Genomic DNA, 23,267 nt, shown 5'->3' on the forward strand with positions numbered 1-23,267 from the left:
GTCATTTCACCAGGGTTGCGGATTGGATGAGGATGGGCGTGCGAGGCACGTCGGTGCGGAACGGCCCGCCGGCGCCGGTGGGGCCCGCCTTGATCTTTTGTACCACGTCCATTCCGGCGACGACCTTGCCGAACACGGTGTAGCCGTACAGCTGAGGCGTGGCCAGCAGTTGCGCGCGGGGCACGTTGCGGTAGCTGTGGCCCTGGTAGTCGAACTGCGGCACGGGGTCGCCGTCGGGGATGGGCACCGGGTCCAGGAACGGGTTGTCGGCGACGTTGATGAAGAACTGCGAGGTGGCCGAATCCGGGTCGTTGGTGCGCGCCATCGCCACCGTGCCGACCACGTTGCGCAGGCCGTGCTTCGCCAGCGCCGCGCGGCCTTCGTGCTCGACCGGCGCGCGCGTGGGCTTCTCTTTGTAATTGGCATCGTAGCCGCCGCCCTGGACCATGAAGGTCGGGATCACGCGGTGGAACAGCGTCCCGTCGTAGTGGCCGTCGCGCACGTACTGCAGGAAGTTGGCGACGGTCTTGGGCGCCGCGTCCGGATACACCTCGATCGTGAAGTCGCCGGCGCTGGTCTTGAACAGCACGCGCGGCGGCTGCGCGGCGTGCAGCAGTGGCGCACAGGCCAGCGTGGTGGCCAGGACGAGGGTGCGGCGCGACACCGCGATGCGATGGACAGTCATCGTGAGCGAAAGGTCGATGGGAGGCGGAGGCGGGCGGCCGGCGAGCGCCGGAGCCTGCCGTGCTACTTGCCGGGGGCCTGCCGGCCCGCGCCTGCGCGCGGCGCCAGCATGCTGTTGAGCGCCGAGATCTTCTGCTCGGCTTGCGTGTTGCCGGCTTCGATCTGCAGCGACCGGCCATAGGCCTGGCTGGCGAGCTTGGCATAGACGTCGCCCAGATTCTCATAGGCCGTGGCGTAGTTCGGGTTCAGCCGCACCGCCATCTCCAGCGCTGCGCGCGCCTTCTCGTACTGGCTCTGGCCCGCGTAGAGCACGGCCAGGTTGTTGTAGGGCTCGGGCAGTTCCGGGAATTCCTGCGTCAGCGCCGTCAGCGTCTCGATGGCGGCCTCGGGCTTGCCGGAGGCCGACTGGATCGTGCTGACGAGAAAGCGCATCTGCGGATCGTGCGGCTTGTCGGCCAGGTACTGGTCGGCCTTGCCCTGCGCTTCGGGCAGCTTGCCGGCGCGGACCAGCCGGTTCACCTCGCCGTACGGATCGACCTGGGCCAGCGCGCCCGCGCCGGCCAGCACCGCGCCGGCCAGGGCCAGCAGGCGTGCCAGGGGCAGGATCCGGTACAGCGTTCGCTTCATAAAACCTCTTGCGGGAACCATGCAGACAGCCTGCGCCTGCGGCTATAGAATGCCGCCGATTCTAGCCGAGGGGGTCTGCAGTTCCGCTGCCGCGCCGCCCTCGCGATCGATGGTCGACTGGCCTGCAACGGCCGCATCGTTCAGGATGGTGACGAACGATCCTGCCTATTCCCGAATTCCATGAGCTTGCGCATCTACAACACGCTGACGCGTGCGTTGGACGACTTTTCCCCGATCGAGCCGGGCCGTGTGCGCATGTACGTCTGCGGCATCACGGTCTACGACCTGTGCCATGTGGGGCACGCGCGCGCCAACGTGGCCTTCGACGTGGTGCGGCGCTGGCTGCGTGCGTCGGGCTACGAGGTGGTGTTCGTGCGCAACATCACCGACATCGAGGACAAGATCATCCGCCGCGCCGTGCAGAACGGCGAGACCGTGCGCGCGCTGACGGACCGCATGATCGCCGAGATGTACCGCGACTTCGACGCGCTGGGCATCGAGCGCCCCACGCACGACCCGCGGGCCACCGACTACGTGCCGCAGATGCTGGACATCGTGCGCAAGCTCGAGGCCAAGGGCCTGGCCTACCGCGCCGCGGGCGGCGACGTGAACTACGCGGTGCGCAAGTTCCCCGGCTACGGCAAGCTGTCCGGCAAGTCGCTCGACGAGCTGCACGCCGGCGAGCGCGTGGCGGTGCAGGACGGCAAGGACGACCCGCTCGATTTCGTGCTGTGGAAATCCGCCAAGCCCGAGGAGCCGGCCGACACCCGCTGGGCCAGCGACTACGGCCCGGGCCGCCCGGGCTGGCACATCGAGTGCTCGGCGATGAGCTGCGCGCTGCTGGGCGACACCTTCGACATCCACGGCGGCGGCGCCGACCTGCAGTTCCCGCACCACGAGAACGAGATCGCGCAGAGCGAAGGCGCCAACGGCGTGCCGCTGGCGCGCTTCTGGATGCACAACGGCTTCGTGAACATCGACAACGAGAAGATGTCCAAGTCCCTGGGCAACTTCTTCACGGTCCGCGAAGTCCTGCAGAAGTACGACGCCGAGACGCTGCGCTTCTTCATCGTGCGTACGCACTACCGCAGCCCGCTGAACTACAGCGACGTGCACTTGGACGACGCCCGCGCCGCGCTGCGCCGCCTGTACACCGCGCTGGAGGCGGTCGCGCCGGCCGACGTGGCGATCGACTGGGCGCAGCCGCAGGCCGCCCGCTTCAAGGCCGCGATGGACGAGGACTTCGGCACCCCCGAGGCGGTGGCCGTGCTGTTCGACCTCGCGGCCGAGGTCAACCGCACGCAGTCGGCGCAGACGGCCGGCCTGCTGAAGGCGCTGGCCGGTACGCTGGGCCTGCTGCAGGGCGATCCGCTGGCCTTCAAGCGCTGGCGGCCGGCCGCCGATGCCGGCGCGGGTGCCGCGCTGGCTCCGGATGCCATCGCCGAGCGGATTGCCGCGCGCGCCGCTGCCAAGGCCGCGAAGGACTTCGCCGAGGCCGACCGCATCCGCCAGGCCCTGCTGGAGCAGGGCGTGGTGCTGAAGGACACGCCGGCCGGCACGACCTGGGAGGCTGCGCAGTGATCCACGCGTTGCCGGCGCCGCGCCACGGCGCGGCGGGGGATTCCCATGGCGGCTAGGGCACGCAAGACCGTGAGCATGCCGGTGGTGCAGGTCTACACGCCGCACTACTGGCAGGACGCGTGCCGCCACCTCGTGCGCAAGGACCGCGTCATGAAGCGGCTGATCCCGCAGTTCGGCGATGCCTGCCTGGAGACGCGCGGCGACGCCTTCGTCACGCTGGCGCGCAGCATCGTGGGCCAGCAGATCTCGGTCAAGGCCGCGCAGTCCGTGTGGGACCGCTTCGCACTGCTGCCGAGCGCGATGACGCCGGACAGCGTGCTCAAGCTCAAGGTCGACGACATGCGCGCGGCCGGCCTGTCGGCGCGCAAGGTCGAGTACCTGGTCGACCTGGCGCTGCATTTCGAGTCCGGTGCGCTGCACGTGCGCGACTGGCACGCGATGGACGACGAGGCCATCATCGCCGAGCTGGTCGCGATCCGCGGCATCGGCCGCTGGACCGCCGAGATGTTCCTGATCTTCCACCTGATGCGGCCGAACGTGCTGCCGCTGGACGACGTCGGACTGGTGAACGGCGTGAGCCAGAACTACTTCTCCGGCGACCCCGTCAGTCGCAGCGACCTGCGCGAGGTCGCGGCCGCCTGGGCGCCGTTCTGCAGCGTGGCCACTTGGTATATTTGGCGGTCGCTCGACCCGCTGCCGGTCGGCTACTGAATACAGAAGGAGCGCCATCTTGGCCAAACGAACCTTCCTCGACTTCGAGCAACCCATCGCGGACCTCGAAGCCAAGATCGAAGAGCTGCGCTACGTCCAGACCGAATCCGCGGTCGACATCTCCGAAGAAATCGGCCAGCTCGGCAAGAAGAGCCTGCAGCTGACCAAGGACATCTACAGCGTGCTGACGCCGTGGCAGATCACCAAGATCGCGCGCCACGCCGAGCGGCCCTACACGCTGGACTACGTGAACGAGATCTTCACGGACTTCGTCGAGCTGCACGGCGACCGGCATTTCGCCGACGACCTGTCCATCGTCGGCGGCCTGGCCCGCTTCAACGGCCATGCCTGCATGGTGCTGGGCCACCAGAAGGGCCGCGACACCAAGGAGCGCGCCGCGCGCAACTTCGGCATGACCAAGCCCGAGGGCTACCGCAAGGCGCTGCGGCTGATGAAGACGGCCGAGAAGTTCAGGCTGCCGGTGTTCACCTTCGTCGACACGCCCGGCGCCTACCCCGGCATCGACGCCGAGGAGCGCGGCCAGTCCGAGGCGATCGGCCGCAACATCTACGAGATGGCGCAGCTCGAGGTACCGATCATCACGACCATCATCGGCGAGGGCGGTTCCGGCGGCGCGCTGGCGATCGCCGTGGCCGACCAGGTGCTGATGCTGCAGTACTCGATCTACTCGGTCATCAGCCCCGAGGGCTGCGCCTCCATCCTCTGGAAGACCGCCGACAAGGCGCAGGACGCGGCCGACGCGCTGGGCATCACCGCGCATCGCCTGAAGGCCCTGGGCCTGATCGACAAGATCGTCAACGAACCGGTGGGCGGCGCGCACCGCGACCACAAGCAGATGGCGGCCTTCCTCAAGCGCGGCCTGAACGACGCCTACCGCCAGGTCAGCGACCTGAAGGTGCGCGAGCTGCTGGACCGGCGCTACGAGCGGCTGCAGAGCTACGGCCGCTTCAACGACACCAAGGCCGAGAAATAGCGGCCGGCGGCCCGGGCGCGCATCGCGATGGCTGCCACCGGGCTGTACCTGTTCGACACCGCGATCGGACGCATCGGCATCGGCTGGTCCGCGCGCGGCATCGCCTCCGTGCAACTGCCGGACCTGAACGATGCGCGCCTGCTGGCGCGGCTGCGCCAGCGCCTGCCCGGTGCCGAGCCCGCGCCGCCGCCGGCCGCGGTGCGTGCCGCAGCCGAACGCACGGGCGCGCTGCTCGCCGGCGTGCGCGACGACCTGCAGGACATCGTGCTCGACATGGCGGGCATCGCGCCGTTCCACCAGCGTGTCTACGCGCGCGCCCGCGCGATCCCGCCGGGCCGCACGATCACCTACGGCGAGCTGGCCGCCGACATCGGCGAGCCCGGTGCCGCGCGCGCGGTCGGCCAGGCGCTGGGCGCCAACCCGTTCGCGCCCATCGTGCCCTGCCACCGCATCCTCGCGGCCGGTGCGCGCTCGGGCGGCTTCTCGGCGCCCGGCGGCGTGGACACCAAGCTGCGCATGCTGCTGATCGAGCGTGCGAGCTTCGGCGAGCCGGGGTTGTTCGACAGCTGATTCCGTGCTGCCGCCGGCCGTGCGTTTGCGCGACGGGCGAGTGCGGCGCCGCAGGCCGGGCTTAACCGTGGCACGCGGTGTCAGGCAGATCCCGCGTGCAGCAATGACAGGAACTGCTGCGCCGGCTTGCTGAGTGGCCGGTCCCTGCGCACCAGGCTGCCGTAGGCTTCCAGCCGGTGGCGCAGGCGATAGGGCACGACGTGCAGCACGCTGCGCTGGCCCGGCGAGCGCGCGACGGCCTCCGGCACGACGGACACGAGCTGCGAACGGCGCACCAGGTTGATGCTGGTCAGGAACGATCCGGTCTCGATCAGCCCGCGCGGCAGGGCGCGGTGGTGCTCGCGGAACTCGCGTTCGACCACGTCGCGCATCGGGCTGCCCGGTGGCTGCAGGACCCACGGGTAGTCGAGCAGCGCGTCGAACGCCACCTGGCGCCGGCCGACGAGCGGATGGTCGCTGGCGACCACGATGGACAGCGGCTCCTCTTCCAGCTGCTGGAACACGCATTGGGTCGCGGCGTTGCCGGCCAGCCGCCCGACCACGACCTCGAGCACGCCCTCGTTCAGCTGGGCCAGCAGGCGGTCGCTGGTGTCCACGGCGATCTCGATCGCGAGCAGCGGCAGCGCCTGCTTCAGGGCCAGCAGCGCCTGCGTGAGCCGGCCCGGCGACGCGGCCATGATGCTGCCCACCGCGAGCTTGCCGGCGCTGCCCAGGCGCAGCTCGGACAGCTCGCGGTTCATCGACTCCACGCTGCCGCGGATGCTGCGGAAGTACGCCGTGACGCATTCGCCGGCCGCGTTGAGCACGAGGTTGCGTCCGGCCCGGTCGAACAGGGGCATGCCCAGCGCATGCTCCAGCTCGTGCAGCATCTTGGTCGCCGCCGGCTGCGTCAGCCCGAGCTGCTCGGCGGCGGCGCGCAGCGTGCGCCGCTCGTCGATGGCCAGCATCAGCGCCATCTGGCGCATGCGCAGGCGGTTCAGCAGTTGGGGTGTGTTGTCTTGTCGGTCGATGGAGCCCATGCTGATCACCCTGGGTAATCATTGCATCAATTACTTTCAGTTTACGGGCATCAATCGGGTTCCTACGATCCCGCCACCCACATCGGGACCGAAAGAGGAGACGAGATGCGATGGAAGTTGAAAGCGGCGCTGGGCGCCGCCTTGCTGGGCCTGCTGGCCGCCGGCGGCGCGCAGGCCGATGAATGGCCCACGCGGGCGGTGCGGATCCTGGTCGGCTCGGCCCCCGGCGGCGGTACCGACGCCATGGCCCGCGCCGTGGCCGACCGGCTCGGCCCGATGCTCCAGCAGCCCGTGGTGGTGGAGAACAGGCCCGGCGTGTCCAACACGCTGGCCGCCGACGCCACCGCCAAGTCCACCGACGGCCACACCATGGTGATGGGCGTGTCCACGGCGCATGCGATCGCGCCGCACCTGATCAAGCTCGGCTACGACAGCAACCGCGACCTGGTGCCGGTCGTGTTCGTCGGCGCCGTGCCCAATGTGCTGGTGGTCAGCAACGGCGTGCCCGCCGAGAACGTGTCGCAGCTCGTCGCGCTGGCCAAGCAGGAGCCGGGCAAGCTCAACTACGCCACCAGCGGCGCTGGCAGCACGCAGCACATCGCCGCCGAGATGTTCAAGGACGTGGCCAAGGTCGACATCACCCACGTGCCCTACAAGGGCAGCGGCCCCGCGCTGGTCGACCTGATCGGCGGCCAGGTGCAGCTGAGCTTCGACACCCTGCCTTCGGTCATCGGCCAGATCAAGAACGGCAAGGTGCGCGCGCTGGCGGTGACGGCTGCCAAGCGCAACCCGCAGCTGCCCAATGTGCCGACGATGCAGGAGGCCGGCATGCCCGGCGTGGAGATGAGCGCCTGGTACGGCATCTACATGCCGGCCAGCACGCCCAAGGCGGTGCAGGACAAGGTGCACGATGCGGTCAACCAGGTGCTGGCGATGCCGGAGACCAGGACGCGCCTGGACGCCATCGGCGCCGAGATCACGCCCATGACGCAGGCCCAGTTCGCGCAGATGCATGCGGCCGAATACAAGCGCTTCGGCGACATCATCAAGAAGAACAACATCCGGATCGAGTGAGCCCCATGAACGCCACCCAGAACCTTCCCGTCGTCGCCGTCACCCTCGGCGACCCCGCCGGCATCGGCGCCGAACTGATCGCCAAGCTGCTGTCCAAGCCCGAAGCCTGTGCCCGCGCCAACGTCGTGCTGGTCGGCGACCGCTGGCTGTGGGAGGAGGGCCAGCGCATCGCCGGCCTGCAGGTACCCACCGCGCCGGTGCAGGCGCTGGCCGAGGTGCGCGGCCGCGCCGACACCACGCGGCCCGCCTTCCTCGCGGTCGACAGCATCGATCCGGCCGCCGTCCACCGGGGCAAGGCCGAACCCGCCGGCGGGCGCTCGGTGCTGAAGGTGCTCGACCAGTGCATGGACGCCACGCTGGCCGGCCACGTCGATGCGATCTGCTTCGCGCCGCTGAACAAGCAGGCCATGAAGCTGGGCGGCATGCAGCACGAGGACGAGCTGCACCACTTCGCCTCCTACCTGGGCGTGACCGGCTACTTCTGCGAGTTCAACACGCTGGGCGACCTGTGGACCTCGCGCATCTCCTCGCACGTGCCGACCAAGGATGCCGCCGGCTACATCACGGCCGAGCGCATCACGCAGGCGGCGGAGCTGATCTACCGCTCGCTGCTGGCCAACGGCGTCGCGCAGCCCAAGGTCGCGGTCGCGGCGTTCAATCCGCACGGCGGCGACGGCGGTCTGTGCGGGCGCGAGGAGGTGGAGGTCATCGAGCCCACGGTGCGCGCGCTGCAGGCGCGCCAGTGGCCGACCGAGGCACCGTTCCACGGCCCGTTCCCGGCCGACACCATCTTCCTCAAGGCCCAGGCCGGCGAGTACCAGGCGATCGTGACCATGTACCACGACCAGGGCCAGATCGCGATCAAGCTGCTGGGCTTCTCGCGCGGCGTCACGGTGCAGGGCGGGCTGCCGATCCCGATCACCACGCCGGCCCACGGCACCGCCTACGACATCGCGGGGCAGGGCCGGGCCAATGTCGAAGCCACCTGGCAGGCCTTCTTGATCGCCTGCCGGATGGGGGCCGCCCACCGCGCGGCCGCCTGACGCCACCCGACACCAGGAGACACACCATGAAACTCGCCCGCATCGTTGCGGCGGCGATGGCTGCTGCCTGCCTCGCCACCGGCGCACTGGCGCAGACCAGGACGCTGCGCCTGGGCCACGGCATCGCCGAGGAGCATCCGCTGGGCCAGGGCGCGCTGCAGTTCGCAAAGATCCTCGAGCAGAAATCCGGCGGCAAGCTGGGCATGAAGGTCTACGCGGCCACGCAGCTCGGCTCCGAGGCGCAGATGGTCGCCGCCGTGCGCGGCGGCGTGCAGGACCTGGTCATCACCTCCACCGCGCCGGTGGCCACGCTGATCAAGGAATACCTGCTGTTCGACCTGCCGTTCCTGCTGCAGAGCGACAAGGAGGCCGATGCGCTGCTCGACGGCCCGGTCGGCACCCGGCTGCTGGAGCTGGCCCAGCCCAAGGGCATGGTCGGCCTGTGCTATTGGGAAAACGGCTTCCGCCAGGTCACCAACAGCAAGCGCGAGGTCAAGTCCCTGGCCGACATGTCGGGGCTGAAGCTGCGCGTCATGCAGAACCCGGTCTACATCGACGCGTTCAAGGCGCTGGGCACGAATGCGATTCCCATGCCCTTCACCGAGCTCTACACCGCCATGGAGAGCCACGCGATCGACGCCGAGGAAAACCCGATCGCCATCATCCATTCCAACAAGTTCTACGAGGTCCAGAAGTACGTCACGCTGACCAACCACGCCTACGCGCCGTACGTCGTGCTGTTCGCCCGGAACACCTGGGACAAGCTCGCCGCGCCCGAGCGCGAGGCGCTGCGCGCCAGCTGCGTCGAGGCGCGCGACTGGCAGCGCAGCCTGAGCCGCCGCATGACGGCCGAGCTGACCGACAAGCTCAAGAAGGAAGGCATGACCGTCACGCCGCTCGCACCCGCCGAGGTGCAGAAGATGCGCGACAAGCTCAAGCCCGTCACCGACCGCTACACCGCCGAGATCGGCCCCGAACTCGTGGCCCAGGCCCAGCAGGAGCTGGCCCGGCTGCGTGCCGCCAAGTAACTCCCATACCCGACTTTCCAGGAGACCGCATCATGAAGATCAAATCCGTCCGCGCCCGCGTATTCCAGTGGAAGGGCAAGACCGTTCCGCCCCAGGGCAACTTCTGCTCCAACGCCATGGACCTCGTCTATTCCAAGACCGAGACCATGAGCACCTTCCGCTTCCATTCGTGGACCGTGGTGGAGATCGAGACCGACGACGGCATCGTCGGCCTGGGCAACGTGGCGCTGGCGCCGAAGATCGCCAAGGCCATCATCGACGAGTACCTGGCGCCGCTGGTGATCGGCCAGGACCCGTGGGACTACGAATACCTGTGGCAGCGCATGTACCGCTCCACGCACGCCTGGGGCCGCAAGGGCGTGACCATGGCCGCGATCTCGGCGGTCGACCTGGCGATCTGGGACATCCTCGGCAAGAGCGTCAACAAGCCGGTGTTCAAGCTGCTGGGCGGGCGTACCAAGGAGAAGATCCCCTGCTACTACTCCAAGCTCTACCGCACGGACCTGAAGGAGATGCAGGAGGAGGCGCAGAAGTTTCTCGACCAGGGCTTCACGATGTTCAAGTCGCGCTTCGGCTACGGCCCGGCGCACGGCACCGAAGGCGTCAAGCAGAACCTCATGGCCGTGGAGGCGGTGCGCGAGGTCATCGGCTACGACTGCGACCTGATGCTGGAGTGCTACATGGGCTGGAACGTGGAGTACGCCAAGCGCATGCTGCCCAAGCTGGAAAAGTTCCAGCCGCGCTGGGTCGAGGAGCCGGTGATCGCCGACGACATCGACGGCTACGCCGAGCTGAACGCCTTCACCACCATCCCGATCTCCGGCGGCGAGCACGAGTTCAGCCTGTACGGCTTCAAGCAGCTGCTCGAACGCAAGGCCGTGAGCGTGGTGCAGTACGACACCAACCGCGTGGGCGGCATCACCGCGGCGCACAAGATCAACGCGTTGTGCGAAGCCTACAGCGTGCCGGTGATCCCGCACGCCGGCCAGATGCACAACTACCACCTGACCATGAGCACGCTGGCCTCGCCGATGGCCGAGTACTTCCCGATGTTCGACGTCGAGGTCGGCAACGAGCTGTTCTATTACATCTTCGACGGCGAGCCGGTGGCCGAGCGCGGCTTCCTGCAGCTCGACGACGACAAGCCCGGCCTGGGCCTGACGCTCAAGACCGAGTTCCTGGACCAGTTCGACATCATCGAATGAGCGGCGGAGCAGCACCCATGCACGGCTTGTCCAATCCCCGCTTCCGCGGGATCTTCCCGGTGGTGCCGACCACGTTCCACGAGGACGGCACGCTCGACCTCGCCAGCCAGAAGCGCTGCCTGGACTTCATGATCGATTCGGGCGTCGACGGCCTGTGCCTGCTCGCCAACTTCTCGGAGCAGTTCCTGCTCGCGGACGAGGAGCGCGAGATCCTGACCCGCCTGGCGCTGGAGCACGTGGCCGGCCGCGTGCCGGTGATCGTGACCACCACCCACACCAGCACCGCCGTCTGCGCCGCGCGCAGCCGCCGCGCGCAGGACATGGGCGCGGCCATGGTCATGGTCATGCCGCCCTACCACGGCGCGACCTTCCGCTTCGGCGAGGCGCAGGTCCAGGCCTTCTACCAGGGCGTCTCGGACGCGATCGACATCCCGATCATGGTGCAGGACGCGCCGGCCGCCGGCACGCCGCTGTCGCCCGCCTTCCTGGCCCGGATGGCCAAGGAGGTCGAGCAGGTCAGCTACTTCAAGATGGAAACGGCGGGCGCCGCCAACAAACTGCGCGACCTGATCGCGCTGGGCGGCGAAGCCATCGAAGGCCCGTGGGACGGCGAGGAAGCCATCACGCTGCTGGCCGACCTGGAGGCGGGGGCGACCGGCGCGATGACCGGCGGCGGCTTCGCCGACGGCATCCGTCCCATCATCGAGGCGCACCGCGCGGGCGACAAGGACGAGGCCTTCGCCCGCTACCAGCGCTGGCTGCCGCTGATCAACCACGAGAACCGGCAGGCCGGCTTCCTGGCCGCCAAGACGCTGATGAAGGAGGGCGGCGTGATCGCCTGCGAGGCGCCGCGCGCGCCCTGGCCCGCCATGCGTCCGGAGACGCGCCGCGAGTTGATCGACATCGCGCGCCGGCTCGATCCGCTGGTGCTGCGCTGGGGGCGGTAAGACACCGGCGAAGCGATCCAGACCAGGAGTTCCCGGCGCGCTCCGTTCCTTCCCTGCCAGAGCGCCGGCAACCATTTCCCACATCCCACAACCACTACAGATTCCGGAGACACACATGCAGCGCAACACGTTCGTCAAATTCGCCCTGGCAGCCCTGGCCCTCGGTGCCAGCGCGCTCGCCCAGGCACAAGCCACCAAGCTGCGCTTCGCCCACGCCGGCCCCGAAACCGCGTCGCAGCACCTCGCGGCGCTGGAGTTCGCCAAGCTCGTGAAAGAGCGCAGCAAGGGCACGCTGGAGGTGGCGGTCTACCCCGGCAGCCAGCTGGGCAACGACTCCACCGTGCTGGGCGCCGTGCGCGGCGGCACCATCGACATCATGATGGCCGGCAGCGGCAACTTCTCGGGCCTCACCTCCAAGCTCGACGTGCTGGACATCCCGTTCCTGTTCCGGGATCCCGCCCACGCCTATGCCACGGTGGACGGCGAGGTGGGCCAGCGCCTGGCGAAGGAACTGGAGTCGCACAACCTCAGGCAGCTCGCGTACTGGGAGGTGGGCTTTCGCTCCATCACCACCAAGAACCGCGCGGTGCACAAGCCCGAGGACGTGAAGGGCCTGAAGATCCGCACCACGCCCAACCCCATGCACATCCAGGCCTGGAAGCTGCTGGGCTCCAACCCGGTTCCGATGCCGTTGGGCGAGCTGTACGGCGCGCTGGAATCGGGCGCGGTCGATGCGCAGGAACACCCCGTGGACATCACCTACGCGGCCAAGTTCTACGAAGTGCAGAAGCACCTGACCATGAGCCGCCACGCGTTCACCGCCATGCCGGTGGTGATGAACAAGAAGAAGTTCGACGCGCTCAAGCCCGAGCAGCAGCAGGCCCTGCTGAGCGCCGCCCAGGACGCCAAGCTGTTCCAGCGCCAGGCCAACCAGAAGAACGAGGCCGGGATCATCGCCGAGCTGCGCAAGCACGGCATGGCCGTGGTCGAGACCTTCGACCCCGCGCCGTTCCGCGCGATCGTCGGCGAGCCGCTGCGCCAGGCGTTCGTCGCCAAGAACGGCCCCGAGCTGCTGGTCGCCGTGGACGCGGTCAAGTGAACCCCCAAGGAGTCAGGCCATGAAAAACCTGGTCACGCGCGCCGCCGAATGGCTGCTGATCGTCATGCTCAGCACCATGGTGCTGCTGGTGTTCGCCAACGTCGTGCTGCGCTATTTCTTCAATGACGGCATCGTGTTCTCCGAGGAAGTCTCGCGCTTCCTCTTCATGTGGGTGACGCTGATCGGCGCGCTGGTGGTGATGAAGGACAACGGCCACCTGGGCATGACCAGCCTGATCGACCGCCTGGGCGAGACCGGCCAGCGCATCTGCCGCTTCCTGGCCGATGCCATCACCCTGGCCTGCTGCGTGCTGCTGGCGCACGGCACCTGGGAGCAGGTGGTGATCGGCATGGACAACGCCGCGCCGGTCACCGGCGTGCCGCTGGGCCTGATCTTCATCAGCCTGCTGGTCTGCAGCGTGGGCATGTCGCTCGTGCTCCTGCATTCGCTGTGGCGCCAGGTGACGGGCCGCATGCCGGCCGACGAGCTCGTGGCCCACAACGTCAGCGCGGGCGAATAGGGAGCGACGCACCATGACCATTGCGATCTTCCTCGTCGCGCTGCTCGGCGCCATGGCGCTCGGCGTCCCCATCGCGTTCTCGCTGCTGGTCTGCGGCGTGGCGCTGATGATCCACCTCGACACCTTCGACACGCAGATCCTCGCGCAGAACCTGCTAGAAGGCGTGAACAACTATCCGCTGATGGCCGTGCCCTTCTTCATGCTCGCCGGCGAGCTGATGAATGCCGGTGGCCTGTCGCGGCGCATCGTCTCGGTGGCCGAGGCGCTGGTCGGCCACGTGCGGGGCGGCCTGGGCTACGTCGCCATCCTGGCCTGCCTGATCGTGGCCAGCATCTCCGGCTCGGCCGTGGCCGACACGGCGGCCGTGGCGGCGCTGCTCATCCCGATGATGCGCAAGGCCGGCTACAACGTGCCGCGCGCGTCGGGCCTGATCGCCGCGGGCGGGATCATCGCGCCGGTGGTGCCGCCGTCGATCCCCATCGTGGTGTTCGGCGTGGCGGCGCAGCTGTCGATCACCAAGCTGTTCATGGCCGGCATCTTCCCCGGGATCATGATGGCGATGGCGCTGGTCTTCACCTGGTGGCTGTGCGCGAAGAAGGAAGACATCACCTCCGGCCGCAAGTTCAGCGCCCGCGAGCTGGGCCGCGCCCTGTTCGACGGCGTCTGGGCGCTGGTGCTGCCCTTCGTCATCATCGGCGGCATGAAGTTCGGCGTGTTCACGCCGACCGAGGCGGCGGTGGTGGCGGTGGTCTACGCGCTGGCGGCCGGCCTGTTCGTGTACCGCGAACTCAAGCTGCGCGACATCCCGCAACTCGTGCTGCTGGCGGCCAAGACCTCGAGCTCGATCATGTTCCTCGTCGCCGCCGCGCTGGTGTCGGCATGGCTCATCACCATCGCCGACATCCCGACGCAGACCACGGCGCTGCTCGAGCCCTTCCTGGACAACAAGACCCTGCTGATGGCCATGATCATGGTGCTGGTGTTCGTGGTGGGCACGGCGCTGGACCTGATGCCCACGGTGCTGATCCTCACGCCGATCCTGATGCCGGTGGTCAAGCAGGCGGGCATCGACCCGATCTACTTCGGCGTCATGTTCATCATGTGCAACGCCATCGGCCTGCTCACGCCGCCGGTCGGCACGGTGCTGAACGTGGTGGCCGGCGTGGCCAAGCTCAAGCTCGACGACGTGATCAAGGGCGTCTGGCCGTTCCTGCTGGCACAGACCATCCTGATGTTCCTGTTCGTGCTGTTCCCGCAGCTCATCACCGTGCCAGCCAGCTGGTTCCGCTAGTCAGAAAGAGTGCCTCCCATGTCCCGTGAAACCCTGCTGCTGGTGCAGAAATGCGCCCACACCTTCAGCTTCTACGACGCCGCCAGCGGCCGTGCCGAAAAGCACATCGTGGTGCCCAACTTCCCGCACGAGTTCGTCGTCGATCCGGTGCGCAAGCTCGCCTACGTCGGCCACTACGGCATCGAGACCGCCAGCCACCTCGGCGACCCGGGCGGGCACTCGGTGTTCGTGATCGACCTCGAGCGCCGCGAGCACGTCAAGACGCTGAACCTGTGGCCGTTCTACCGCCCGCACGGCCTGGCGGTGGACGGCCAGGGGCGGCTGTTCGCCATGTCCGAAGGCCACAACGTGCTGCTGCGCTTTTCCGACCCGCTGGCGCGCCAGGTGCCCGACCTGGCCGTGCCCTCGGGCGGCTACAAGACGCACCTGTTCGCGCTGACGCGCGATGCCGAGACGGCCTACGCGCTGAACCTGCTGTCCAACACCGTCACCAAGATCAAGCCCAACGATCCCACGTTCGCGCCCGTCGCCGTGCTGCCCGGCCCGGTGCCCGAAGGCAACGTGCTGTCGGCCGACGAGTCGCTGCTGTACGTGGCCAACCGCGGCGACGACACCCTGGTCGCCATCGACACGGAGCGCATGGCGGTGGTGGCCTCGGGCAAGACGCGGCGCGACCCGAACCGCGTCTACCGCTACCGGCATGCCGACGGCCAGGACCGCCTGCTCACCACCAACTCGGGCGAGCAGAGCCTGTCCATCTTCGGCCTGGACCTGGTGGAGCAGCGCTGCGTGGAACTGCCGGCCAACCCGCTGGCGCTGTCGTTCCATCCCCAGGCGCGGGCCGCCTACATCTCGTTCCAGGACGAGAAGGTGCGGCGCCTGAACCTCGACACCTTCGCCTTCGAGCAGGAGATCGCCACGCTGCGCGAACCCGACTCGTCCTACCTGTGGATTCACCAAGGAGACTGACATGAAAAATTGCCCCCACGCTTGCGCACCGCGTGCAGCCGCTGCTCCCCAGGAGGGGCGCTTTTCATCTCGGGGCGGCCCGGCGATGAAAAGACAGCTGTTCGTCAAGACCCTGCTGGCCGCCGGCGCGGCCATGCTGCTGGCCCAGCCCGCGCTGGCCCAGATCAAGCTGCGCCTGGCGCACTCCGGCGCCGAGGCCGAGACGCAGCACCTGGCGGCGCTGGAGTTCGCCAAGCAGGTCAAGACCCGCACCAACGGCGCGATCGAGGTGCAGGTCTACGGCTCCAGCACGCTGGGCAACGACAACACCGCCATCGCCGGCGTGCGCGGCGGCACCATCGACCTCACCACGTCGGGCACGCCGTACTACACCGGCATGGTCGGCCGCCTGAACGTGCTGGACCTGCCCTACATGTTCACCAGCACCGAGCAGGCCTACAAGGTGCTCGACGGCCCGATCGGCCGCGGCCTGCTGGACGAGCTGGGCACCCACGGCATGAAGGGGCTGGCCTATTGGGAGGTGGGCTTCCGCAGCCTGACCAACTCCAAGCACCCGGTGCGCACGCCGGACGACGTGAAGGGCCTGAAGGTCCGCACCACGCCCAACCCGGCGCACATCAAGGCGTTCCAGCTGATGGGCGCCGCGCCCACGCCCATGCCGCTGGCCGAGGTGTTCGGCGCGCTGGAGAGCAAGGCCGTGGACGGGCAGGAGAACCCCGTCAACATCGTGCGCAACAACAAGTTCTACGAGGTGCAGAAGTACATGTCGCTCACGCGCCATGCCTACACCGCCATGCCCGTGGTGATGAACAAGAAGAAGTTCGACGGCCTCAAGCCCGAGCAGCAGCAGGCCCTGGTCGACGCCGCCCTGGCCGCGGGCGCCTACCAGCGCGACCTGATCAAGAAGAACGAGGCCGCCGACATCGCCTTCCTGCGTGCCAACGGCATGCAGGTGGAAGAGAACATCGACCTCGAACCCTTCCGCAAGCTGGTGGCCGAGCCCATCAAGCAGATGTTCGTCGAGAAGTACGGCCCGCAACTGATCGACGCGATCCAGCAGACCAGGTGAGCGGCATGCTGCCCATCGTCGACGCCCACCACCACCTGTGGGATCTCTCGCAGGGCCGCTACCCCTGGCTGCAGCAGGAGTACGACGCCGGGAAGTTCTTCCTCGGCGACTACCGCGCGCTGTGCCAGGACTTCCTGCCCGCGCACTACCGCGCGGCCAGCGAGGGCTGCAACGTGGTCGCCACCGTGCACGTGGAGGCCGAGCGCGACCGCGGCGAGCAGGTGGCCGAGACCGCGTGGCTGCACGCGCAGCATGCGCAGCACGGCTTTCCCAACGCCGTGGTGGCCCATGCCTGGCTCGACCGGCCCGAGACCGAGGAGCGGCTGCGCGAGCACCTGCGTTATCCGCTGGTGCGTGGCATCCGCAGCAAGCCCGTCACCGCGTCCGCGCCCGGCCAGTCGGTGCACGGCGAGCCCGGCACCATGCAGGACGAGTGCTGGCTGCGCGGCCTGGCCCTGCTGCCCGAGTTGGGCCTGAGCTGGGACCTGCGCGTGCCCGCCTGGCACCTGGCGGAAGCCGCCGAGGTCGCGGCCATGTTCCCCAGGCTCGCCATCGTGCTGAACCACCACGGCTTCGCCTGGGACCGCAGCCCCGAGGGCCTGGCGCGCTGGCGGGCCGGCATGGAGCGGCTGGCGCGCGAGCCCAACGTGCACGTGAAGCTGTCCGAGTTCGGCCTGCGCGACCAGCCCTGGAACGAGGCCGACAACGCCGTCATCGTGCGCGAGACCCTGGCCATCTTCGGCTGGCAGCGCTGCATGTTCGCCAGCAACTTCCCCGTGGCCGGGCTGCGCATCGGCTACCGCGAACTGGTGGCCGCCATGCTGCGGATGACGGCCCACCTCGCGCCCGAACAGCAGCGCGCCGTGCTGGCCGACAACGCGCTGCGCTTCTACCGCATCGCGCCATGAGCGCTGCCCGGCCGCCCGAAGGCGCTCGCACGGCAGCCCGTCCGGACGAGGGTGCGCCCATGGACACCGGCGGCGACCTGCAGGCGGCGCGCGCCGAATTCCTGGCCACGCAGGACGATCGCCTGCTGCCCATCGTCGACGCGCACCACCACTTCTGGGACGTGGAACGCAACCCGCACCCGTGGCTGCAGCAGCGGCCGCTGATCCCGTTCCGCTACGGCGACTACAGCGCCATCTGCCGCAACTTCCTGCCCGCCGACTACCAGGCCACGCAAGGCGCGCACCGCGTGCTGCGCCACGTGCTGATGGAAGGCGAGTGGGACCCGCGCGACCCGACCGGCGAGGCGCACTGGGTGCAGGCGCTGGCCCGGGAGACCGGCAAGCCCCATGCGCTTGCGGCGCAGGCCTGGCTGGACCGCGGCGAGGTGCTGGACGAACAGCTGGCCGCCTACGCCCGGCTGCCGCTGGTGCGCAGCGTGCGCCACAAGCCGCGCAGCCTGCCGCGCGCCGAGCACCACGCCGGCTACGCGGAACCCGGCTCGATGCGCTGCGCGCGCTGGCGCGCCGGCTACGCGCGGCTGGAGGCGGCGGGCCTGATGTTCGAGCTGCAGGCGCCCTGGTGGCATTTCGGCGAGGCGGCCGAGCTGGCGCGCGACTTCCCGCGCACCCGCATCGTCGTCAACCACACCGGCCTGCCGGCCGAGCGCGACGACGCCTCGCTGGCCGCCTGGCGCGGCGCCATGGAAACGCTGGCGCGCGCGCCCAACGTATTCCTCAAGATCTCGGGCCTGGGCGTGGCCGGCCGGCGCTGGACGCCCGCGCTGCAGGCGCCGGTCGTCAACGATGCGATCCGCATCTTCGGCTGGCAGCGCTGCATGTTCGCCAGCAACCACCCGGTCGACGCGCTGGTGGCCAGCCTGGACGACATCTTCGCGGGCTTCAAGCAGATCACCGCGGCCCTGCCCGCCGACCAGCGCCTGGCCCTGTTCTGCGACAACGCCGCCGGCGTGTACCGCCTGTGAGGAGCACGTGCGCATGCGCGAGAAAAGCTTCAGCAGGCCAACGGTTTCTGCACCACGGCCAAAGACGCCGACACCTTCGACAGGAGACGACATGACCCCCTTCCGCATCCCCGCCTGCGCCCGGCGCACCTTCGCCCTGGCCGCCCTGTCGCTGGCCGCCGCCTCGGCCTCGGCGGCCGACTACCCCAACCGCGCGGTCGAACTGGTGGTGGCCGCCACGGCGGGCGGCGGCACCGACGTGATGGCGCGCTCCTTCGCCGACACGGCGCGCAAGTACTTCGCGCAGCCCTTCATCGTCATCAACAAGCCCGGCGCCTCCAGCGCCATCGGCTTCGCGGATGCCGCCAACGCCAAGCCCGACGGCTACAAGGTGGGCGTGGTCAGCGTCAACCTGGTGATCCTGCCCGCGCTGGGCCTGATGAAGCTCACCAGCGACGACTTCACCCCTGTCGCGCAGCTCAACTACGACCCTTCGGCCATCACGGTGCGCGCCGACGCGCCCTGGAAGACGGTCGAGGAATTCATCGCCGACGCCAGGAAGCGCCCCGGCGCCATGCAGGTCGGGAACGGCGGGGTGGGCGACATCTGGCACGTGGCCGCCGCCGCGTTCGAGGACCGCACCGGCACGCAGCTCAACCACGTGCCGTTCCAGGGCGCCGCGCCGGCCATCCAGAGCCTGCTGGGCGGACACGTCGAGGCCATCACCGTGAGTCCCGGCGAAGTCATGGCGCACGTGCAGAACGGCAAACTGCGCACGCTGGCCGTGATGGCCGACCAGCGCCTGCCCGCGCCCTTCGCCAGCGTGCCCACGCTCAAGGAGCGCAACATCGACCTGTCCATCGGCGTCTGGCGCGGCCTGGCCGTGCCCAAGGGCACGCCGGGCGCCGTGGTGGACAGCCTGCGCGACGCCGCGCGCAAGACAGCCGCCGACCCGGCCTTCAAGGACGCGCTCGTGAAGGCCAACCTGGGCGAGGCCTATCTCGACGGGGATGCCTTCAAGGCCTCGATCGAGCGCGACCGCGAGTCCCTGAAGAAAGTGCTGTCCAAGCTGGTGATCCAGAAATGAAGCTGCGCTCCGCCGAATGGTTCGGCACCGTGGACAAGAACGGCTTCATGTACCGCAGCTGGATGAAGAACCAGGGCATTCCCGAGCATGAATTCCAGGGCAAGCCCATCATCGGCATCTGCAACACCTGGTCGGAGCTGACGCCCTGCAACGCCCACCTGCGCAAGCTGGCGGATCACGTCAAGCGCGGCGTCTTCGAGGCCGGCGGTTTTCCGGTCGAGTTCCCCGTGTTCTCGAACGGCGAGTCCAACCTGCGCCCCACGGCCATGTTCACGCGCAACCTGGCCAGCATCGACGTGGAGGAGGCCATCCGCGGCAACCCCATCGACGGCGTGGTGCTGCTGGTGGGCTGCGACAAGACCACGCCGGCGCTGCTGATGGGCGCGGCCAGCTGCGACCTGCCGGCCATCGCGGTGACCGGCGGCCCCATGCTCAACGGCAAGCACCAGGGCCGCGACATCGGCTCGGGCACCGCGGTCTGGCAGCTGTCCGAGCAGGTCAAGGCCGGCACCATCTCGCTGCACGAGTTCATGTCGGCCGAAGCCGGCATGTCGCGCTCGGCCGGCACCTGCAACACCATGGGCACGGCCTCGACCATGGCCTGCATGGCCGAGTCGCTGGGCGTGAGCCTGCCGCACAACGCGGCGATTCCCGCCGTCGATGCGCGCCGCTACGTGCTCGCGCACCTGTCCGGCATGCGCATCGTCGAGATGGTGCGCGAGGACCTGCGCCTGTCCAGGCTGCTGACGCGCGAGGCCTTCGAGAACGCCATCCGCGCCAACGCAGCCATCGGCGGCTCGACCAATGCCGTGATCCACCTCAAGGCCATCGCCGGGCGCATCGGCGTCGATCTCGCGCTCGAAGACTGGACGCGCCTGGGCCGCGGCACGCCCACGCTGGTGGACCTGATGCCCTCGGGCCGCTTCTTGATGGAAGACTTCTACTACGCCGGCGGCCTGCCGGCCGTGCTGCGGCGCCTGGGCGAGGCCGGCCTGCTGCCCCATCCCGGCGCACTGACGGCCAACGGCCGCAGCCTGTGGGACAACGTCAGGGATGCGCCCATGCTCGACGACGAGGTGATCCGGCCGCTGTCCGCCCCGCTGGTGGCCGATGGCGGCATCTGCATCCTGCGCGGCAACCTGGCGCCGCGCGGCGCGGTGCTCAAGCCCTCGGCCGCCACGCCCGGCCTGCTGCGCCACCGGGGCCGCGCCGTGGTGTTCGAGCACCTGGAAGACTACAAGGCGCGCATCGCCGACCCCGGGCTGGACGTCACGGCCGATTCGGTGCTGGTGCTCAAGAACTGCGGCCCGCGCGGCTATCCGGGCATGGCCGAGGTCGGCAACATGGGCCTGCCGCCCAAGCTGCTGGCCCAGGGCGTGACCGACATGGTGCGCCTCTCCGACGCGCGCATGAGCGGCACGGCCTATGGCACCGTGGTGCTGCACGTGGCGCCCGAGGCCCGCGCCGGCGGCCCGCTGGCCGTGGTGCGCGAGGGCGACTGGATCGAGCTCGACTGCTCCGCAGGGCGGCTGCACCTGGACATCGCCGACGAGGAGCTGCAGGAGCGCCTGCAGGCCTGGCAGGCCGCGCAGACCGCCGATCCGGCCGACGCCAGCGGCTACCGCAAGCTCTACGTCGAGCATGTGCTGCAGGCCGACGAAGGCTGCGATTTCGACTTCCTGGTCGGCTGCCGGGGCGCTGCCGTGCCGCGGCATTCGCATTGATCCGCTGGAAGGCTTGCCATGTCCCCCATCGAAGTGCTCGCCATGCCCGAGGTCAGGCCCCTGCTGCTGGAGCCGCTGTGCGCGGCCTACGCCGTGCACCGCGCTGACACCGAAGCCTGGCGGCAGGCGGCGCCGCGCCTGCGCGCCATCGCCGCCACCGGCGAATCCAGGGTCTCGGCCGAACTGATGCGGCAGCTGCCCGCGCTCGAAGCCATTGCCGTCATGGGCGTGGGCTATGACGGCATCGACGTGGCCGCCGCGCGCGAGCGCGGCATCGCCGTCACGCACACGCCGGGCGTGCTCAACGACTACGTCGCCGACCTGGCCCTGGGGCTGATGCTGGCCTGGGCCCACCAGGTGCCGCGTGCCGACCGCTTCGTGCGCGCCGGGCACTGGGCCGCCGGCCCGCTGCCGCTGGGGCGCAAGGTCTCGGGCGCGCGCCTGGGCCTGGTCGGCATGGGGCAGATCGGCCAGGCCATCGCGCACCGGGCCGCGGCCTTTGGCATGCAGATCGCCTACACCGCGCGCAGCGCCAGGCCCGGCCTGCCCTACCGCTACCTGCCCAGCGCCGCGCTGCTGGCGGCGCAAAGCGACTATCTGGTCGCCATCACGCCTGGCGGCGCGGGCACGCGCGGGCTCATCGACGCCCAGGTGCTGGCCGCGCTGGGCCCGCAGGGCTGCCTGGTCAACGTGGCGCGCGGCTCGGTGGTCGATGAGGCCGCGCTGATCCAGGCCCTGCAGACCGGCACCATCGCGGGCGCCGCGCTCGACGTGTTCGAGAACGAGCCCCAGGTTCCCGCCGCGCTGCGTGCCATGGACAACGTGGTGCTCACGCCGCACATCGGCAGCGCCTGCCTGGAGGTGCGCCAGGCCATGGCCGATCTCACGCTGGCCAACCTCGCCGCGCACTTTGCAGGCCGGCCCCTGCCCACGCCGGTGCCTGAATGCCGTCCTTCCCTCTCCGCCCCGCAGGAGCCACGCCCATGAATGCCCCCGGGATCGCCCGCGCCACCGACTCTTTTTCCGCCGACCGGCGCCTGGCCCTGCTGCGCGGCAGCGCCACCGCTCTCTACCGCTTGTAAGGAGACCGCATGAGAAAGACCTGGAAACTGGCCGTGCTGGCCATCACCCTGGCCGCCAGCGCGCTGGCCGGGGCACAGCAGATCAAGGCCCGCTTCGGCACCAGCCTGCCGGAGAGCCACCCGCAGACGCTGGGCGCACGCAAGTTCGCCGAACTGGTGGAGGCCAGGAGCCAGGGCCGCATCAAGGTGGCCGTGTACTCGGCCGGCCAGCTCGGCAGCGACATGCAGATGCAGGCCGCGCTGCAGGGCGGCACGCAGGAGTTCACCGCCCCGTCCACCGCCACGCTGGCCGGCCTGGTGAAGGACTTCGGCGTGATCGGCCTGCCGTTCTCGTTCGCCAGCGAGCAGGAGGCCGATGCCGTGCTCGACGGTCCGTTCGGCCAGAAGCTGCTGGCCAAGCTGCCCGCGCGTGGCCTGGTCGGCCTGGCGTTCTGGGAGAACGGCTTTCGCAACGTGACCAACAGCAAGCGCCCGATCGTGCATGCCGAGGACATCGCGGGCCTGAAGGTCCGCACCATGCAGAACAACCTGTACATCGACATGTTCGGCGGCCTGGGCGCCAACGCCGTGCCCATGCCCGTGACCGAGCTGTTCACGGCGCTGGAGTCGCGGGCCGTGGATGCGCAGGAGAACCCGTACACGGTGGTCCATGCGCAGAAGTTCTACGACGTGCAGAAGTACCTCTCGACCACGGGCCACGCCTACGACGCGCTGACCTTGCTCGTCTCCAAGAAATTCTGGGACAAGCTCTCCGCGGCCGACCGCCAGGCCATCCAGGACGCGGCTGCCGAGGCCACGGCCTACGAGCGCCGGACCAGCCGCGAGCTCAACGCCCAGTTGCGCGGCGAGCTGACGCGGCTGGGCATGCAGATCAACGACGTCTCGCTGCAGGAGCGCGCGCGCATGCGCGAGAAGCTGCAGCCGGTGATCGCCAAGTACACGGCGGGCATCGGCGAGGACACCGTGCACGATTTCTTCGCCGCCATCGACCAGGCCCGCAAGCGTTGATTCCTTTCACCTCACCACCCATTGCC

At 69.2% G+C, this 23,267-nt stretch carries 23 protein-coding genes; 20 read left to right on the forward strand and 3 right to left on the reverse strand.

Translation table 11 applies throughout. The annotated features are described in order from the left end of the window. Nucleotide 1: 1 nt before the first annotated feature. Both QM782_RS15295 and QM782_RS15300 read right to left on the reverse strand, forming a co-directional pair. Nucleotides 2-685 (reverse strand): peptidylprolyl isomerase, encoded by a 684-nt coding sequence (locus QM782_RS15295; RefSeq protein ID WP_415203760.1) that lies wholly within the window; start codon nt 683-685, stop codon nt 2-4. Nucleotides 686-747: 62 nt separating this feature from the next. Continuing rightward, a complete protein-coding gene (locus QM782_RS15300) occupies nt 748-1,311 on the reverse strand; it encodes a tetratricopeptide repeat protein (protein ID WP_415203761.1) in 564 nt (187 codons plus the stop codon). A 180-nt stretch (nt 1,312-1,491) separates the two neighbouring features. Between QM782_RS15300 and cysS the strand changes: the two genes are divergently transcribed. The 4 genes from cysS to QM782_RS15320 are packed head-to-tail and all read left to right on the forward strand — an operon-like array spanning nt 1,492 to nt 5,167. Next, on the forward strand, nt 1,492-2,892 hold the full coding sequence (cysS, locus tag QM782_RS15305) for a cysteine--tRNA ligase (protein WP_415203762.1): 1,401 nt from the start codon (nt 1,492-1,494) through the stop codon (nt 2,890-2,892). A 45-nt stretch (nt 2,893-2,937) separates the two neighbouring features. Then, the gene (locus QM782_RS15310) at nt 2,938-3,603 is read left to right on the forward strand and encodes a DNA-3-methyladenine glycosylase family protein (RefSeq protein ID WP_415203763.1); all 666 of its coding nucleotides are present in this window, start codon (nt 2,938-2,940) and stop codon (nt 3,601-3,603) included. A gap of 19 nt (nt 3,604-3,622) precedes the next feature. Continuing rightward, nucleotides 3,623-4,597 carry an acetyl-CoA carboxylase carboxyltransferase subunit alpha gene (locus QM782_RS15315; RefSeq protein WP_415203764.1) on the forward strand — a complete coding sequence of 325 codons (975 nt, stop codon included), beginning with the start codon at nt 3,623-3,625 and terminating at the stop codon, nt 4,595-4,597. Between the two features lie 27 nt (nt 4,598-4,624). Then, nucleotides 4,625-5,167, forward strand: a complete 543-nt coding sequence (locus QM782_RS15320; RefSeq protein ID WP_415203765.1) for a methylated-DNA--[protein]-cysteine S-methyltransferase — start codon at nt 4,625-4,627, stop codon at nt 5,165-5,167. A gap of 80 nt (nt 5,168-5,247) precedes the next feature. Here the strand turns inward: QM782_RS15320 and QM782_RS15325 are convergent, their stop codons facing one another. Next, nucleotides 5,248-6,186: a LysR family transcriptional regulator gene (locus QM782_RS15325; protein WP_415203766.1), complete on the reverse strand. Its 939-nt coding sequence runs from the start codon at nt 6,184-6,186 to the stop codon at nt 5,248-5,250. 105 nt (nt 6,187-6,291) lie between these two features. Here QM782_RS15325 and QM782_RS15330 point away from each other — a divergent pair, with 105 nt between their 5' ends. From QM782_RS15330 to QM782_RS15405, 16 genes are all read left to right on the forward strand, one after another. After that, nucleotides 6,292-7,260, forward strand: coding sequence for a Bug family tripartite tricarboxylate transporter substrate binding protein (locus QM782_RS15330; RefSeq protein ID WP_415203767.1), 969 nt, complete (start codon nt 6,292-6,294; stop codon nt 7,258-7,260). Between the two features lie 5 nt (nt 7,261-7,265). Beyond that, nucleotides 7,266-8,303, forward strand: a complete 1,038-nt coding sequence (locus QM782_RS15335) for a 4-hydroxythreonine-4-phosphate dehydrogenase PdxA (RefSeq protein ID WP_415203768.1) — start codon at nt 7,266-7,268, stop codon at nt 8,301-8,303. 26 nt (nt 8,304-8,329) lie between these two features. After that, entirely contained in the window at nt 8,330-9,331 is a 1,002-nt protein-coding gene (locus QM782_RS15340; RefSeq protein ID WP_415203769.1) for a TRAP transporter substrate-binding protein, read from the forward strand. Nucleotides 9,332-9,363: 32 nt separating this feature from the next. Next, nucleotides 9,364-10,536, forward strand: coding sequence for an L-rhamnonate dehydratase (locus tag QM782_RS15345; protein WP_415203770.1), 1,173 nt, complete (start codon nt 9,364-9,366; stop codon nt 10,534-10,536). A 17-nt stretch (nt 10,537-10,553) separates the two neighbouring features. After that, complete coding sequence (locus QM782_RS15350; protein ID WP_415203771.1) at nt 10,554-11,483, forward strand: dihydrodipicolinate synthase family protein; 930 nt, start codon at nt 10,554-10,556, stop codon at nt 11,481-11,483. A 115-nt stretch (nt 11,484-11,598) separates the two neighbouring features. Next, nucleotides 11,599-12,582, forward strand: a complete 984-nt coding sequence (locus QM782_RS15355; RefSeq protein ID WP_415203772.1) for a TRAP transporter substrate-binding protein — start codon at nt 11,599-11,601, stop codon at nt 12,580-12,582. A 19-nt stretch (nt 12,583-12,601) separates the two neighbouring features. Next, nucleotides 12,602-13,102, forward strand: a complete 501-nt coding sequence (locus QM782_RS15360) for a TRAP transporter small permease (protein ID WP_415203773.1) — start codon at nt 12,602-12,604, stop codon at nt 13,100-13,102. A gap of 13 nt (nt 13,103-13,115) precedes the next feature. Beyond that, on the forward strand, nt 13,116-14,393 hold the full coding sequence (locus QM782_RS15365) for a TRAP transporter large permease subunit (protein WP_415203774.1): 1,278 nt from the start codon (nt 13,116-13,118) through the stop codon (nt 14,391-14,393). Between the two features lie 18 nt (nt 14,394-14,411). Continuing rightward, nucleotides 14,412-15,362, forward strand: coding sequence for a YncE family protein (locus tag QM782_RS15370; RefSeq protein ID WP_415203775.1), 951 nt, complete (start codon nt 14,412-14,414; stop codon nt 15,360-15,362). A gap of 85 nt (nt 15,363-15,447) precedes the next feature. Further along, nucleotides 15,448-16,431: a TRAP transporter substrate-binding protein gene (locus tag QM782_RS15375; RefSeq protein ID WP_415203776.1), complete on the forward strand. Its 984-nt coding sequence runs from the start codon at nt 15,448-15,450 to the stop codon at nt 16,429-16,431. A gap of 5 nt (nt 16,432-16,436) precedes the next feature. After that, nucleotides 16,437-17,339, forward strand: a complete 903-nt coding sequence (locus QM782_RS15380; protein ID WP_415203777.1) for an amidohydrolase family protein — start codon at nt 16,437-16,439, stop codon at nt 17,337-17,339. After that, nucleotides 17,336-18,361, forward strand: a complete 1,026-nt coding sequence (locus QM782_RS15385; protein ID WP_415203778.1) for an amidohydrolase family protein — start codon at nt 17,336-17,338, stop codon at nt 18,359-18,361. Before QM782_RS15380 ends, QM782_RS15385 begins: the two co-directional genes overlap by 4 nt. Nucleotides 18,362-18,452: 91 nt before the next feature. Then, the gene (locus QM782_RS15390; RefSeq protein ID WP_415203779.1) at nt 18,453-19,427 is read left to right on the forward strand and encodes a tripartite tricarboxylate transporter substrate binding protein; all 975 of its coding nucleotides are present in this window, start codon (nt 18,453-18,455) and stop codon (nt 19,425-19,427) included. Next, nucleotides 19,424-21,151 (forward strand): IlvD/Edd family dehydratase, encoded by a 1,728-nt coding sequence (locus QM782_RS15395; RefSeq protein ID WP_415203780.1) that lies wholly within the window; start codon nt 19,424-19,426, stop codon nt 21,149-21,151. The genes QM782_RS15390 and QM782_RS15395 overlap by 4 nt, the downstream gene beginning before the upstream one ends. Before the next feature lie 18 nt (nt 21,152-21,169). Continuing rightward, complete coding sequence (locus tag QM782_RS15400; protein ID WP_415203781.1) at nt 21,170-22,138, forward strand: 2-hydroxyacid dehydrogenase; 969 nt, start codon at nt 21,170-21,172, stop codon at nt 22,136-22,138. A 104-nt stretch (nt 22,139-22,242) separates the two neighbouring features. Further along, nucleotides 22,243-23,241, forward strand: a complete 999-nt coding sequence (locus QM782_RS15405; RefSeq protein WP_415203782.1) for a TRAP transporter substrate-binding protein — start codon at nt 22,243-22,245, stop codon at nt 23,239-23,241. Nucleotides 23,242-23,267 lie beyond the last annotated feature (26 nt).

Source organism: Pseudorhodoferax sp., from assembly GCF_047601025.1.
GTDB lineage: Bacteria > Pseudomonadota > Gammaproteobacteria > Burkholderiales > Burkholderiaceae_C > Pseudorhodoferax.

Coding starts and splice junctions, on each gene's coding strand:
- QM782_RS15295 (WP_415203760.1), bottom strand. CDS start 685: ATGACTGTCCATCGCATCGCGGTGTCGCGCCGCACCCTCGTCCTGGCC.
- QM782_RS15300 (WP_415203761.1), bottom strand. CDS start 1,311: ATGAAGCGAACGCTGTACCGGATCCTGCCCCTGGCACGCCTGCTGGCC.
- cysS (WP_415203762.1), top strand. CDS start 1,492: ATGAGCTTGCGCATCTACAACACGCTGACGCGTGCGTTGGACGACTTT.
- QM782_RS15310 (WP_415203763.1), top strand. CDS start 2,938: ATGGCGGCTAGGGCACGCAAGACCGTGAGCATGCCGGTGGTGCAGGTC.
- QM782_RS15320 (WP_415203765.1), top strand. CDS start 4,625: ATGGCTGCCACCGGGCTGTACCTGTTCGACACCGCGATCGGACGCATC.
- QM782_RS15325 (WP_415203766.1), bottom strand. CDS start 6,186: ATGGGCTCCATCGACCGACAAGACAACACACCCCAACTGCTGAACCGC.
- QM782_RS15330 (WP_415203767.1), top strand. CDS start 6,292: ATGCGATGGAAGTTGAAAGCGGCGCTGGGCGCCGCCTTGCTGGGCCTG.
- QM782_RS15335 (WP_415203768.1), top strand. CDS start 7,266: ATGAACGCCACCCAGAACCTTCCCGTCGTCGCCGTCACCCTCGGCGAC.
- QM782_RS15340 (WP_415203769.1), top strand. CDS start 8,330: ATGAAACTCGCCCGCATCGTTGCGGCGGCGATGGCTGCTGCCTGCCTC.
- QM782_RS15345 (WP_415203770.1), top strand. CDS start 9,364: ATGAAGATCAAATCCGTCCGCGCCCGCGTATTCCAGTGGAAGGGCAAG.
- QM782_RS15350 (WP_415203771.1), top strand. CDS start 10,554: ATGCACGGCTTGTCCAATCCCCGCTTCCGCGGGATCTTCCCGGTGGTG.
- QM782_RS15355 (WP_415203772.1), top strand. CDS start 11,599: ATGCAGCGCAACACGTTCGTCAAATTCGCCCTGGCAGCCCTGGCCCTC.
- QM782_RS15360 (WP_415203773.1), top strand. CDS start 12,602: ATGAAAAACCTGGTCACGCGCGCCGCCGAATGGCTGCTGATCGTCATG.
- QM782_RS15365 (WP_415203774.1), top strand. CDS start 13,116: ATGACCATTGCGATCTTCCTCGTCGCGCTGCTCGGCGCCATGGCGCTC.
- QM782_RS15370 (WP_415203775.1), top strand. CDS start 14,412: ATGTCCCGTGAAACCCTGCTGCTGGTGCAGAAATGCGCCCACACCTTC.
- QM782_RS15375 (WP_415203776.1), top strand. CDS start 15,448: ATGAAAAGACAGCTGTTCGTCAAGACCCTGCTGGCCGCCGGCGCGGCC.
- QM782_RS15380 (WP_415203777.1), top strand. CDS start 16,437: ATGCTGCCCATCGTCGACGCCCACCACCACCTGTGGGATCTCTCGCAG.
- QM782_RS15385 (WP_415203778.1), top strand. CDS start 17,336: ATGAGCGCTGCCCGGCCGCCCGAAGGCGCTCGCACGGCAGCCCGTCCG.
- QM782_RS15390 (WP_415203779.1), top strand. CDS start 18,453: ATGACCCCCTTCCGCATCCCCGCCTGCGCCCGGCGCACCTTCGCCCTG.
- QM782_RS15395 (WP_415203780.1), top strand. CDS start 19,424: ATGAAGCTGCGCTCCGCCGAATGGTTCGGCACCGTGGACAAGAACGGC.
- QM782_RS15400 (WP_415203781.1), top strand. CDS start 21,170: ATGTCCCCCATCGAAGTGCTCGCCATGCCCGAGGTCAGGCCCCTGCTG.
- QM782_RS15405 (WP_415203782.1), top strand. CDS start 22,243: ATGAGAAAGACCTGGAAACTGGCCGTGCTGGCCATCACCCTGGCCGCC.